This window comes from Microbulbifer sp. MI-G, assembly GCF_030440425.1.
GTDB classification, from domain to species: domain Bacteria; phylum Pseudomonadota; class Gammaproteobacteria; order Pseudomonadales; family Cellvibrionaceae; genus Microbulbifer; species Microbulbifer spongiae.
The window spans coordinates 908,662-921,369 of the sequence record NZ_CP098023.1 but is presented as its reverse complement, the minus strand read 5'-3'; the positions used below and the strand labels follow the sequence as shown (position 1 = coordinate 921,369).

The window sequence follows — 12,708 nt, the reverse complement described above, 5'->3', positions numbered from 1 at the left end:
CGGGGCCGATCGACGATGACCGTTGTGGAATTTGGCAATCAGACAAGAAGATATAGATGAAAAACAAATACTTGAGAGCTGCGGCACCGGTCCTGGTGCTGGCAGTGGGTTTTGGGGTCGTACAATGGATGTCTGCCGCCAAACCGGCGCCGGAAAAAAAAGAGGAGGAGCAACGCCTGGTATCGTTACTCTATACCGAGGCCCGGGAAGAATCGGTTCTGCTTACCGTCACCACTCAGGGGGTAGTGCGCCCACATACCGAAATAGACCTCACCCCTGAGGTTTCCGGCCGCATCACCCATATTTCCGCCAGTTTCGCCGAGGGCGCCGGGTTTAAAGCCGGTGAAACCCTGATCCAGCTGGACGATGCCAACTACCGCCTTGCGCTGGCCCGAGCCGAGGCCGGGGTAGCGCAGGCCCAAGTACTCCTGCTACAGGCACAGGCGCAAGCCAGCATCAAGCGCCAGCAGTGGCTTTCTGCCAACCCGGATAAAGAACCGACGCCCTTGCAGGTCAATGAACCCCAGGTGAAGGAAGCCGAGGCCAACCTGCACTCCGCCAAGGCGGAACTTGCCGATGCAACACGCAACTTGGCGCGTACCCGTGTCAAGTTGCCATTCCGGGGCCGCGTGATCCGCCGCGACGCAGGTGTGGGCCAGTATGTCAGTACCGGCACGCCGCTCGGGCGTGTATTTGCCACTGACCTTGTGGAAGTGCGACTGCCGCTCACCGATTCCCAACTGATGGAACTGGGACTGCCCATGGGCTTTGTCTCCTCGACGGCCCATCCCGGACCGATCGTCACCTTGTCCGCCCAGGTGGGTCAGACCCAGCGCCAGTGGCGGGGACACATCGTGCGCACCCAGGCGGCCATCGACCAGCAAACGCGTTTGATATACGCCATCGCAGAAGTGCGCGACCCCTATGGCAAAGGGGCCAGCGACGGGGTACCCCTGGCAGCAGGACTGTTTGTGACCGCACAGGCAGAAGGTGTACAGGCTCACCAGGCGTTGGTATTGCCCCGGGAGGCTCTGCGCAATGCCGATACGGTATACGTGATAGATGAGAATAACCGCCTGGATATTCGCACCGTAGAGGTAGTGTCCACCTCGGAAAATCGCGTCGTGGTCACCGCCGGCCTGGCCGACGGCGAAAAAGTGGTGACTTCCGCCATTGCCAATGCCGTGGATGGCATGCAGGTACAGCCCGTCACCCAACTGGCCCAAAAATAAAAACGGAAAGCGCGCATGAACAAGTTGATCGAATGGTGGGCGCGCAACAGCGTCGCCGCCAACCTGATGATGGTGGGTATTTTTGTCACTGGCCTCCTCAGCTTTGGCAGCATGGAACGGGAAATGGACCCGCAGGTGCGTTTCCCGGGGCTGGAAATCGCAGTCTCCTGGCCAGGAGCAGCGCCACAGGAAGTGGAGGAACAGATTGTGGCCCGAATCGAAGAGGCCGTCAGCGATCTCGACAATATCGATTGGGTACGCTCTACATCGGCCGAAGGCTATGGCGGTGTCTATATCCTGGCGGAAAGTGATGTCGACTTTCCCCGTTTTATGAACGAGGTCAAAATCCGTGTCGACAGCATCTCCTCTTTCCCCCGCAGCATAGAACCTCCACAGGTACGCCAATGGGTCAACCGCGATGAGTACATCCGCGTTGCCATACACGGTAACCTGGGTGAGCGTGAGCTGAAGCGCCTGGCTGAGCAATTGCGACGCGAAGCCGTCGCCCTGCCCGCCATCTCGGTGGTGGAGCTGTTCGGCACCCGCATGGAGGAAGTCTCCATTGAGGTCAGCGAGCAAGCGCTGCGCCGCTACGGCATGACGTTTCAGGAAGTGGCTGACGCCATACGCACCAGCTCCCTCAACCAGTCCGCCGGTAGCGTGCGCACAGAGGTGGGCACCTACCAACTCAAAGTCCGCAACCAGGCCGATACCAAGCGGGAGTTTGCCGATATTATCGTGCGCCAGACCGCCGATGGCGGCACCATTCGCATCGGCGATATCGCCAATGTTGTAGACGGTTTCGTGGACAACGAAATCCTCGCCACACTGAACGGTGAGCCCGCGGTGCTGCTACAAGTGATGACCACCGAAACGATGGATATTGTCACCGCTTCCGACGCCATCAGCCAGTGGATTGCCGAACGCAGCGAAACATTGCCCACCGGAGCCAAACTGACCCTGTGGACCGATGACGCCGTGGACTTCAAAGGCCGCATGAATACCATAGGTACTTCTGCGTTTCAGGGGCTGCTGCTGGTCTTGCTGGTATTGGTTTTCAGCCTGCGGCCAAAAGTCGCCCTATGGGTGGCGATAGGCATTGCCACGGCCTACGCCGGTGCATTTGTCCTGCTGCCCAGCGTAGGGGTATCCCTCAACATGCTATCCACCTTCGCTTTCCTGCTGGTGCTGGGTATCGTTGTCGACGACGCCATTGTGGTGGGGGAGAGTATCCATACCGAATCCCACCGCCCGGAACACCAGAAGCCAGGTGGCAGCCTGAGCGCCGCGGTACTGGGCACACAGCTGGTGGCCAAACCGGTCGTTTTTGCCGTGGTGACCACGATCCTTGCCTTCCTGCCATGGATTTTTCTCCCCGGTCCCACCAGTGAATTCACCCGCCACATCACTTGGGTGGTGATCCTTGCACTAACATTCTCCCTGGTCGAGTGCCTGTTTATCCTGCCCGCACACTTGCGCAACCTCAAGCCGCGCACCAGGCTCGGCCGGTTTGGGCGTGTGCAAAAGCGCATTGCCGATGGCATTGTCCATTTTGCCCACAGATACTACCGCCGCATTGGCCAGTGGGCTGTGGAACGGCGCTACCTGACACTGAGCATTTTTATCACCACCCTGATGATCGGTATAGGCATGTTTGGCAGTGGCTGGGTGAAGAAAGGCTTTATGCATGAAATTGAATCCGATGAAGTGACTGTCAATGTCGTGATGCCCGAAGGCGCACCCTACAGCCGTGCACTGGAAATACTGGCCCAACTGCAGGACGCGGAAAAACGCCTTGAGGAAGAGGTAAACCAACGCACAGACGGCCAGGGTGTGCTCATTGAGAACTGGTATACCCGCTCCCGTCGCGACAGTGTAATGGCCATAGTACAACTGGCCCCGCCGGAAGTGCGGGATATGTCCGCCAAAGAGGCCGCCCTGCGCCTGCGGGAGCTGATCGGCGAGATCCCCGATGCGAAAGAGGTTTCAGTACGCTATGCACTCAATGACAGTGGCCCCGGATTTGAACTGTCCATCCGCCACCCGGACCTGGATGTGCTGCGCGCCGCCACCGCCGACCTGGAGGCTCAGCTGCGCACTTATGAAAGCCTCTACGACGTGCGCAACAATCTCGAAAGTGCCTCCGAGGAAATCCGCATTGATCTCAAGCCCGGTGCAACCAAACTCGGGTTGACGCTGGCGGAGGTCAACCGCCAGGTGCGGCAGGCGTACTTCGGTGAAGAAGTGCAGCGCCTGCCCCGTGCCGGCCAGGACGTCAAGGTAATGGTGCGCTATCCGCTGACTTCGCGTCGCTCCATTGAAAGCCTGAAAGATTTCCGCGTGCGCACCGCAGACGGGCGCGAGGTACCCTTGCTGGCTATCGCCGAGCTGGAATACGCACCGGGCATTAAGCGCATCCAGCGCTGGAACGGCAATCGCGCTGCGCGGGTAATGGCGGACCTGAAAGACGATGTGCGCGGCGACATCATGCAGGACCTGAATGAAAACTTTTTCCCCAATTGGGAAAAACGCTATCCAGGCATTATTCGCGGCGCTGTGGGCCAGGCGGAGGGCCAAAAGAAATTCATTTCAAATGTGCTGAAACTCTACACTACAGCCTTCTTTGCCATGTACAGTCTGCTGGCGATCGCCTTCCGCAGTTACTCCCAGCCGATCCTGATCCTGATCGCCATTCCCTTCGCCTTTATTGGCGCCATCTTTGGCCACGCAGTTACCGGCATGACCTTGGCCATCTTTAGCTACTTTGGCATCGCTGCCGCAGCCGGAGTGGTGGTCAATGACAACCTCGTACTAATGGACCACTGCAACCGGCTGCGCGAGGGAGGCATGAAACCACTCAAGGCGATTGTGGAGGCCGGCGTTGCCCGATTCCGCCCGATACTGCTGACCACGGTCACTACGATTGTCGGTCTGCTGCCAATGATGCTTGAACAGAGTATCCAGGCCGCCTTTCTGCAACCCATTGTGGTAGCGCTGGCCTCGGGCGTTTTTGTGGCCTTTTTCGTCACCCTGCTGCTGGTACCGTCACTGTATGCGATTGGGCAAGATATCAGTGCGCTCGGCGCAAGACTGCGAAACCTGATTTTGCGCGGTACACAACGTGCACATTCTTCATAAAAAGAAGTTCCACTTTGGCAGCGGATGCGCAGGGCTTTCACCGCATAGTGTAGTGGTCAAGTATTTTTGGCCACAGGCTTTTGAGCCTGCCCGTGTTTTTCTGCTGCCTCGTGCGGGGCTCAATCATCGTTGTTCTGATGTGGTGGGATCTGGTTGAGTAGCCAAGGAGGTAATCGCTGATGGCTTGCTTTGCTGTCGGGAAGCTCTGATAGCCAGTCTCCGCCACCCAAACCTGTTCGTGCTGCAGGACGCTTTCCGACAGCAGTCCGAAAGGACTAACAGGCTTGCGAATAAGAAAATGGCCTTGCTCAGTATACGGAGTTGAGCATCACCACGACCTAAATGCGGCAGAGAATATTCTTTCGGCGGGGTATCGCTGTCTGGCCGTAGGGATACTCGTCCTTTAGCAGGCTGTTGAAATGCGTCCACGTAGCTACATCTTGTTGGTTTGAGAGTCATCGAGCCTATTTTAGCAAAAATTAGGCAATTTTTAGAGGTGCCCTCAAGGCTATTGTAGCCAATTACGTTGTACTGTTATTCAGTTGAATGTGCAAGCTGAGCATGTGCATCTTTTGGTGAAAGTACCGCCAAAGGTGTCGGCCTCGAAGTTATTGGGAGTGGTCAAAAGAAAGTCGGCGCTGAGGGTTTTCACACGATTTCCATATCTCGGGAAGAAGCCCTATTGGGGTAATCATTTTTGGGAGAAAGGGTACTGCGTAGTAGATGAGTTATAACCGAATCTGGTGTTTGAGGGTTTGAAAGAAAGCAGCGTATCTAGTTGATTTGTTGTCGCCAAACAGTCAACCAACCAGGAATACGCTGCTATGGATAAGAATACCGTTGTTGAATTTGCAGGTCGACATGAGACAGTAGATCCGCTAACTGAGCTATTACGTCGAGGGGCACGAGAGCTGCTTCAGAAGGCAGTGGAGGCAGAGCTGTCGACCTTCATGGAGGAGTTTCAAAACCGCCGCCTGGATGATGGCCGAGCGGCTGTAGTCCGCAATGGATACCTGCCAGAGCGTGATGTACAGACCGGAATTGGCCCGGTGAAAGTGAAAGTGCCGAAGGTCCAGAGCAAGGACGGTAAGCCAGTAACCTTCCGCTCAGCTTTGGTGCCGCCATATGTGCGCAAGACCCGCTCACTGGAGGCGGCGCTGCCGTGGTTATACTTGAAGGGCGTTTCAACTGGTGAGATGGAGGAGGCCCTGTCGATACTGGTTGGCCCGGAAGCGAAGGGCCTATCAGCCAGCACGGTGGCTCGCTTGAAGGGGCAGTGGAAGAATGAATACGATACCTGGCGAACCAAGCGACTTGATAAAGATCGCTGGGTGTACATCTGGGCAGACGGCATATACAGCGGCCTGCGCTCGGAAGAAAGCAAACTCTGCGCGCTGGTTGTCATTGGCGTAAATGAGCGTGGAGAAAAGCACTTTCTGGCAATTGAAGACGGGGAACGCGAATCGACGCTGAGCTAGAAAGGTGTGCTGGGAAAGCTGAAAGAGCACGGCATGAACACGCCAGAGCTGGCAATTGGCGATGGTGCTATGGGGTTCTGGACGGGGCTGGAAGAGACCTACCCGAAGACGCGCCAGCAGCGTTGCTGGGTACACAAGACGGCCAATGTGCTCATCAAGCTGCACGAGAGCTTCTGCAACGGCAGTAACAGGGCAGCGCTGTTCAGCTGCGTATGAAGAGTTGGATGCAGCTTAAACTGACTGGAAAAGCTGTCTTGCCAATAGGGTCCACTTAAGCGGAGAAGGCACTCGACACTTTCGTCAAGACGTACGAAGCCAAATATCCGAAAGTTGCCGAGTGCCTGTTAAAGGATCACGAAGAACTGATGAGCTTCTACGATTTCCCGGCGAAACACTGGCAGAGCATCAGGACAACGAACCCGATCGAGTCGACGTTCGGAACGATACGACATAGGACGAAGCGCTCTAAAGGCTGTCTGTCGAGAGAAGGAATGCTGCACATGCTGTTCAAGCTGGGAATGTGTGCAGAGGGAAAGTGGAGAAAACTCCGGGGCTTTGACTGCCTGGCCAAGGTCATCACCGGAGTGAAGTTCAAAGATGGAGAGGAGGTGTCAACAGCCGACCAGAGCGCTGCTTAATCTGGCTTTTTGAACACCAAAATTGACAATAACTCTGCGTAAGATACGATCGGAGTTGATGCTGTGATGATACGTAAGTATGTAAAATATCAAGAGAAGTTAGAGCAGCGGTAAGCACAGCTGGATTTGCCGCGATAATGATAGAGTGGGACAGCTCTGCGGCCAGCCTTCTAGAGGGCTGGCTTTTAGGCCCCTTTTATGGGGCATAAGGAAATTCCGGGTTCTAAGAATCCGGATGTTTATTGAGCGCAATGCTGTGTATTTGGTTGCAAATCGATCATTTTCTGAGGTAAAGGCTTCCTCTATTATTTTTCAGGATTCAAAGTAACTATCTAATTTATAGGAAATTTACGTTGTCAATACGTAAGTCCTAACTTTATATTTATAAAGTTAGAGTTATACGCTTGACTTTGGTTTTATTTTTTAATTTACTATAATTATTCAGTACACAATCAAATTACACAATTTTTGCTTAAGAAATAGCACTTATTGAATATAATGTGCACGATTGTGCTTAAATCAAAAGAAAATCACCTTAATTTTAATCAGCTTCGTGCATGAACTGAATATACCCAAAGCGTTTGAGATTTAGGTTTAGGCAGTTGAGACAAAAGCCTTCAAAACCTGCACCAAGTAGAGTCTTCAACACCTAATTTTCAAACGTTATGGGTATAGTTACGATTAAAGAAGATAGGAATTTAGTGAGCTTCAATGTTGTCAATGGAATTAAGACAGGTGACAACATGAAGGCAGCTACGAATGGTTCGTATCTGCAAACAGAGGAAATAGGTGAATGACTGCTAAACTGGCTCACCTGCTCCAACCCAAAAACGAAAGAGATGGAATACATTATGCATAACGGAATTACTGAATTGTCAGTTAATGAAACAGAGATAGTTAACGGAGGCATCTTATTCCTTGCGATTGGTTATGGTAGGTGGCTTGCAGGGGAAAGCAGAAGTAGCAACCAGGCACGGATCGATTCAGGTGAACACCCTGGGCTAATAGGTGAACTGTTTACCAGCGCTGCTGGTGGCGGTCCCAGTGGTCCATTGTAATCTCAATACTTCGGACAATTTTATGAGGCGAAATAGGTAGGAACCATGGGCAGCTGCTGAGAAAATAAGGTTCTAACATCCAATTAACGCAGAACCTGCCCATGGCAGATGTAGTAAAAACTATTTTCACTTGAATGTCCAATGTTAAGAAACTCCTTAATCCGCAGATAGAAACCGCTAAAACTCTTAACAGCTTGTTGAGCACATTGGCCGTCTTGTGTACCCAGCAACGCTGCTGGCGCGTCTTCGGGTAGGTCTCTTCCAGTCCCGTCCAGAACCCCATGGCACCATCGCCAATCGCCAGCTCCGGGGTGTTCATGCCGTGCTCCTTCAGCTTTCCCAGCACACCTTTCCAGCTCAGCGTCGATTCGCGTTCCCCATCTTCAATTGCCAGAAAGTGCTTTTCTCCACGCTCGTTTACGCCAATGACAACCAGCGCACAGAGCTTGCTTTCTACCGAGCGCAGGCCGCAGTATATGCCGTCTGCCCAGATGTACACCCAGCGATCTTTATCAAGTCGCTTGGTTCGCCAGGTATCGTATTCATTCTTCCACTGCCCCTTCAGGTATAACCACGGCAGCGCCGCCTCCAGCGAGTGGGTCTTGCGCACGTATGGCGGCACCAAAGCTGAGCGGAAGGTTACTGGCTTACCGTCCTTGCTCCGGACCTTCGGTACCCTGACCTTCACCGGACCGATCCCGGTCTGAACCTCGCGCTCCGGCAAGAAGCCATTGCGGACTACAGCCGCACGACCGTCGTTCAGGTGGCGGCCTTGAAACTCTTCCATGAAGGTCAACAGCTCTGCCTCCACTGCCTTCTGAAGCAGCTCTCGTGCGCCCTGGCGTAGTAGTTCTGTCAGTGGGTCAGCTATCTCCTGTCGATCCGTAAACTCAACAACGGTATTCTTGTCCATAGCGGCGTACACTTGGTTGGTTGACTGTTTGGCAACAACAAATCAACCAGATACGCTGCTTTCTTTCAAACCCTCAAACACCAGAATTGGTGATAGCTCTTTCAAATGGCCGCCCAGAGTAAAACCGATTTCTGGCAGCAGCACACCAGCGCCTGGAAGAACAGCGATCTATCCCAAGCAGCCTACTGCCAGCAGCATGAGCTAAAGCTCAGCACCTTCACCTATTGGCGCAACAAGCAGAACAGGCTCCAGCCAAAGCTGATACCGGTGCCCATGCCAGTTTTGGAAACCTCGGTTGAGCTGGCATTGCCTGGCGGTATCCAGATGCAGTTACCAGCATCAGCCCTTGAGCAAACCCTTCACTTGCTCTGGCGCCTACTACGGGAGCAGAGGTGATGCTGCGTCCGAAGCAGTCCGCGCAGACCTACTTGTACATGGAGCCTGTCGATATGTGCAAGTCTATCAACGGCCTGGCGGCGCTGGTCGAGCTAGAGATGGAGCTCTCTCCTGCACTGGAAATCCTCTTCGTGTTCTGCAATCGCGGTCGCGATAAAATCAAACTGCTCTACTGGGAGTGCAACGGCTTCGTAGTCTGGTACAAACGCCTGGAGAAGCAGCGCTTGGATTTCCTATTGCGCGGTTGGTGGCTATCACAGCTTATGGCAGCGGGGCTTTACTTGATATGGCTTACGCCCCTTTTCAAGGCAAGGGGACTGGAGAGCACAGTCTACTGCGCAGCATGCTTGACAACTTTTCTGAAGGTGACATCGTTGTTGCTGATCGATATTACACCTTCTATTTTCTAATTGCAGAATTACAGTCACGCGGTGTTGATATTGTTATGCAGCAACACGCTACACGCCGAACAGACTTTTGCAAAGGGCAGCGCCTTGACAGTAGGGATCATCTTGTAGAGTGGCGCAAGCCAGCAAAACCCAAGTGGATGGAGAGGGACTACTACGAGCAATTTCCAGATAAGCTGCCTGCTCGAGAGCTACAGGCAGGGAAAAAAGTACTGGTTACCACGCTATTATCCAATAAAGCAGCACCTCGCAAGCAGCTGAGTAATTTGTATAACAACCGCTGGCAGGTCGAGCTTAATCTGAGAGAGATTAAGACCACGCTGGGAATGGATATTCTCCGCTGCAAGACACCAGAGATGGTTGTTAAAGAGATCTGGGTATATCTACTCACCTACAAATCTTATTCGCTGGCTAATGAATCGATCAGCAGCACAAAAAGATATACACCCTAAACATATCAGCTTCAAACATACATTGCAGCTCTGGCAGATGTTTGTCAGTGATCCGAGAAGAGATAATAGCGATCTCGATCGTCTTTGCGATCTTTTCGTGAGCGTTGTAGTAGGCAACCGACCAGGCAGGGTCGAACCACGGTGCGTGAAGAGAAGGAGAAAAACTTATCCATTACTGACTGAACCCAGATCGTCAAGCAGAGACAGAATTAGAAAATATGGCCATCCTGCTAGCAGGCTGTTGAAATCCGGAAGTATTATTTGGAAAAGGTTTCTAGCAAGCCAAAAAACTCGAGGAAAAGCTGCTTTTTTCTACTTTGATGGATTTTTAATCGGCTTTTGGCTGAATACACGCCCCCTTAACGCTATTTTTGCTGCTTCTCCGTCCATTAAGCGGATCCCCTTTGTAAATTGCTTATTCGGGTTAGATTCCAACCGATAAAGGTGAGGGTAAATACCTCCTTGACCCGCGCTAACCCGCGGACTTTTACTTGGCGAATCAGGCCAATGGTTTTGCCCCAACCGAAACCCTCCTCAATTCGCTTGCGTACCTTCATGCTCGCTTGATATCCACTGTGCCGAGTTAAGTGGACCCTATTGGCAAGACAGCTTTTCAAGTCAGTTTAAGCTGCATCCAACTCTTCATACGCAGCTGAACAGCGCTGCCCTGTTACTGCCGTTGCAGAAGCTCCCGTGCAGCTTGATGAAGTAGAGGATTTTCCCCTTGATCCACCAAACCTATCAACAATCAGCGCGCCACTTACTGCTCCACTGGCAAATCCTCCCCAAAACCCTTCGCCATTCATAGCACTGCTAGTTCCAGTTACAAGTCCGCCAATAACTGCGCCCCCAGCAACCGTCAGGATACCACCATTTACCTGCTCGAGCTCATTCGTAATTAGTTCTTGCATTATTTTCTCTCTAAAATATCAATTGTGATTGGCAGTCTCACCTGCCGTTAGTTGAATCCGCCTTCCCGCGGAAGCGACCGTTTCCGGTCTATGTGCAACCAATATCCGAGTAATAGCAAGCTACTGAATATGCTGGTTAACCAGCGATTCATTCGCCATATCCAAATGACTGGTTGCTTCGTCCATGAACAGGATGCGGGGTGCGCGATATAAGGCGCGCGCCATCACAATTCTTTGCTTCTGCCCTCCGCTAAGACTGGTGCCCATATCACCAACGAGGGTGTTGTATTGCATGGGCATATGCATAATTTCTTCATGGATACACGCCATATTCGCGCAGTGGACTATACGTTGGAGATCTACCTGAGGCTCGAAACAGGCGATATTGTCACCGACAGTTCCAGCGAGTAATTGATCGTCCTGCATAACACCGGCAATCTGGCTGCGATAATTTGGCAGTTTCTTCAGGGGTTGGCCATCGATCAGGATTTCCCCTTCGGTCGGCTCCAGCAACCTCATCAGGCATTTGAGCAATGTGGTCTTGCCACAGCCGCTGGGACCGACAATGGCAACAGTTTCACCAGATTCAATGGTAAAGTTGACATCCTGAAACGCCGGAGCCTCCGCCTCACCAAATTGAAAACCCAGCTTACGCACTTCGATTTTGCCCTGCAGCGCATGCGCTTGATCGACGCTCATTGGCAGGCTGTCGGGTCGATCTATATCCTCGACTTGGGTAAATACAATATCGGACAGGCGGTCCAGATGCAGACCCAGCATTTTTAACTCGATCCACTTGGCGATCAGCGCATCCATAGAACCCACAAAACGGGTTTTGTAGCTCATAAAGGCGTAAAGCATACCGACGGTGAGGATATTTCCCATCACTGCGGTTGCAGCGAAGTAGATCACCAACAGGTTTTCCAAACCAAACAACAGGCGATTGATGGTGTTGTAGCCGATATTCCAGCGGGCAATGCGGATATCCTTGTTGATAGCATCGGCGAGGCGGTTGTGCCACTGCCCCTGGCGGTCGTTCTCGCGCTGGAACAGTTTGGCGGTCTGGATAGCCCGCACCGATTCCATAAAGTGCGAGTCGTGTTTTGCCTGGGCAACAATTTGTTCTTCAGTAATTAGCCGTAATGGGCGATAAAGTAACAGACGCAGAACTGCGTACAGGACGACCACCAGCAACACAATCAAGGTTAGCCATAGATCGTAAAAAAACATGGCGGCCAGTGTGATCAGCGCCATAATACCGTCCACGACCGCAGCCACCAGCCCGGTGGTGAGCAGCTCGCGCACCTTGTTCAGAGAACCGAAGCGGGAAACCACGTCGCCCATATGCCGGGTGGAGAAATAGCTCATCGGCAGGCGGATCAGATGGCGGAACAGGTTGGCAGCCATCTGCATATTGAGCCGGCTGGAGATATGCAGGATCACCCATTCCCGCAAGGCGTTGGTGCCGGTTTGTATCACCAGTAACAGACCAAAGCCGATCGCCAGCACCAGCAGCAGGTTGGCGTCGCCGCGCAGGATGACGTCATCCACCACCGTTTGCATATAAAATGGCGTAACCACGGCAAACAACTGAAGCAGCAGAGACAGCAGCAGCACCTGAATCAAGCTGCGCTTTAACCCGCTGATACGCGACCAGAAATGGCTGAGTTTCAGACGCTGGCGGTCTTCCCCCGATTGGAATTCATCCGTTGGCGTAAGCTCCAGGGCAACGCCGGTAAAGTGCTGGCCGAACTCCTCCCAGGTCAGCACCCGTTCCCCCACTGCGGGGTCATGGATGGTGACCTTGTTACGCTGTACGGATTTGAGCACGACAAAGTGTCATATCCCAGTGCAGCACACAGGGGCGCTGTAGCTCTTCCAAGTGTTCCATCTCAAGGCGCAGGGCGCGGCCGGCCAAGTGCAGGCGCCCGGCCATATCCATCAGGGTCTTGAGGTTGGTGCCGTGACTGGAGATATGGAAGCGGCGGCGCAGGCCGGCGAGGTCGGTATCATAGCCGTGAAACCCGGCAATCATCGCCAGGCACACCAGCCCGCATTCCGCAGCCTCAGTCTGCAAAATTACCG

At 53.2% G+C, this 12,708-nt stretch carries 8 protein-coding genes and 5 pseudogenes; 8 read left to right on the top strand and 5 right to left on the bottom strand.

What is annotated here, in order from left to right; translation table 11 throughout:
- Nucleotides 1–56: 56 nt before the first annotated feature.
- The 5 genes and pseudogenes from M8T91_RS03705 to M8T91_RS03690 all read left to right on the top strand — a co-directional run bounded on the left by M8T91_RS03705 (nt 57) and on the right by M8T91_RS03690 (nt 6,486).
- On the top strand, nt 57–1,232 hold the full coding sequence (locus tag M8T91_RS03705; protein ID WP_301416928.1) for an efflux RND transporter periplasmic adaptor subunit: 1,176 nt from the start codon (nt 57–59) through the stop codon (nt 1,230–1,232).
- Between the two features lie 15 nt (nt 1,233–1,247).
- Nucleotides 1,248–4,370, top strand: coding sequence for an efflux RND transporter permease subunit (locus M8T91_RS03700; protein ID WP_301416926.1), 3,123 nt, complete (start codon nt 1,248–1,250; stop codon nt 4,368–4,370).
- A 269-nt stretch (nt 4,371–4,639) separates the two neighbouring features.
- Nucleotides 4,640–4,777 (top strand): annotated as a pseudogene (locus tag M8T91_RS18850) (hypothetical protein); the annotation flags it as partial.
- 141 nt (nt 4,778–4,918) lie between these two features.
- Nucleotides 4,919–5,104, top strand: coding sequence for an IS200/IS605 family transposase (gene tnpA, locus M8T91_RS03695; protein WP_436970318.1), 186 nt, complete (start codon nt 4,919–4,921; stop codon nt 5,102–5,104).
- Nucleotides 5,105–5,194: 90 nt separating this feature from the next.
- Nucleotides 5,195–6,486, top strand: a pseudogene (locus M8T91_RS03690) (IS256 family transposase).
- 1,248 nt (nt 6,487–7,734) lie between these two features.
- On the opposite strand, the pseudogene M8T91_RS03685 reads toward M8T91_RS03690, so the two are convergent.
- Nucleotides 7,735–8,457, bottom strand: a pseudogene (locus M8T91_RS03685) (transposase); the annotation flags it as partial.
- Between the two features lie 105 nt (nt 8,458–8,562).
- Between M8T91_RS03685 and tnpA (M8T91_RS03680) the strand changes: the two are divergent.
- The 3 genes and pseudogenes from tnpA (M8T91_RS03680) to M8T91_RS03670 all read left to right on the top strand — a co-directional run bounded on the left by tnpA (M8T91_RS03680) (nt 8,563) and on the right by M8T91_RS03670 (nt 9,712).
- The gene (gene tnpA, locus M8T91_RS03680; protein WP_301416924.1) at nt 8,563–8,853 is read left to right on the top strand and encodes an IS66 family insertion sequence element accessory protein TnpA; all 291 of its coding nucleotides are present in this window, start codon (nt 8,563–8,565) and stop codon (nt 8,851–8,853) included.
- Nucleotides 8,853–9,023: pseudogene (gene tnpB, locus M8T91_RS03675) on the top strand (IS66 family insertion sequence element accessory protein TnpB); the annotation flags it as partial. The gene tnpA (M8T91_RS03680) and the pseudogene tnpB, both read left to right, overlap by 1 nt.
- Before the next feature lie 8 nt (nt 9,024–9,031).
- On the top strand, nt 9,032–9,712 hold the full coding sequence (locus tag M8T91_RS03670; RefSeq protein ID WP_367317740.1) for an IS4 family transposase: 681 nt from the start codon (nt 9,032–9,034) through the stop codon (nt 9,710–9,712).
- Nucleotides 9,713–10,101: 389 nt separating this feature from the next.
- Here the strand turns inward: M8T91_RS03670 and M8T91_RS03665 are convergent, their stop codons facing one another.
- From M8T91_RS03665 to M8T91_RS18840, 4 genes and pseudogenes are all read right to left on the bottom strand, one after another.
- Nucleotides 10,102–10,269: a transposase gene (locus tag M8T91_RS03665; RefSeq protein ID WP_436970317.1), complete on the bottom strand. Its 168-nt coding sequence runs from the start codon at nt 10,267–10,269 to the stop codon at nt 10,102–10,104.
- A 66-nt stretch (nt 10,270–10,335) separates the two neighbouring features.
- Nucleotides 10,336–10,623 (bottom strand): hypothetical protein, encoded by a 288-nt coding sequence (locus tag M8T91_RS03660; protein ID WP_301416921.1) that lies wholly within the window; start codon nt 10,621–10,623, stop codon nt 10,336–10,338.
- A 120-nt stretch (nt 10,624–10,743) separates the two neighbouring features.
- On the bottom strand, nt 10,744–11,322 hold the full coding sequence (locus M8T91_RS18845; RefSeq protein WP_367317755.1) for an ATP-binding cassette domain-containing protein: 579 nt from the start codon (nt 11,320–11,322) through the stop codon (nt 10,744–10,746).
- A 177-nt stretch (nt 11,323–11,499) separates the two neighbouring features.
- Nucleotides 11,500–12,658, bottom strand: a pseudogene (locus M8T91_RS18840) (ABC transporter transmembrane domain-containing protein); the annotation flags it as partial.
- Between the last annotated feature and the right edge of the window lie 50 nt (nt 12,659–12,708).

Coding starts and splice junctions, on each gene's coding strand:
- M8T91_RS03660 (WP_301416921.1), bottom strand. CDS start 10,623: ATGCAAGAACTAATTACGAATGAGCTCGAGCAGGTAAATGGTGGTATC.
- M8T91_RS18845 (WP_367317755.1), bottom strand. CDS start 11,322: ATGAGCGTCGATCAAGCGCATGCGCTGCAGGGCAAAATCGAAGTGCGT.
- M8T91_RS03705 (WP_301416928.1), top strand. CDS start 57: ATGAAAAACAAATACTTGAGAGCTGCGGCACCGGTCCTGGTGCTGGCA.
- M8T91_RS03665 (WP_436970317.1), bottom strand. CDS start 10,269: ATGAAGGTACGCAAGCGAATTGAGGAGGGTTTCGGTTGGGGCAAAACC.
- M8T91_RS03700 (WP_301416926.1), top strand. CDS start 1,248: ATGAACAAGTTGATCGAATGGTGGGCGCGCAACAGCGTCGCCGCCAAC.
- tnpA (WP_301416924.1), top strand. CDS start 8,563: ATGGCCGCCCAGAGTAAAACCGATTTCTGGCAGCAGCACACCAGCGCC.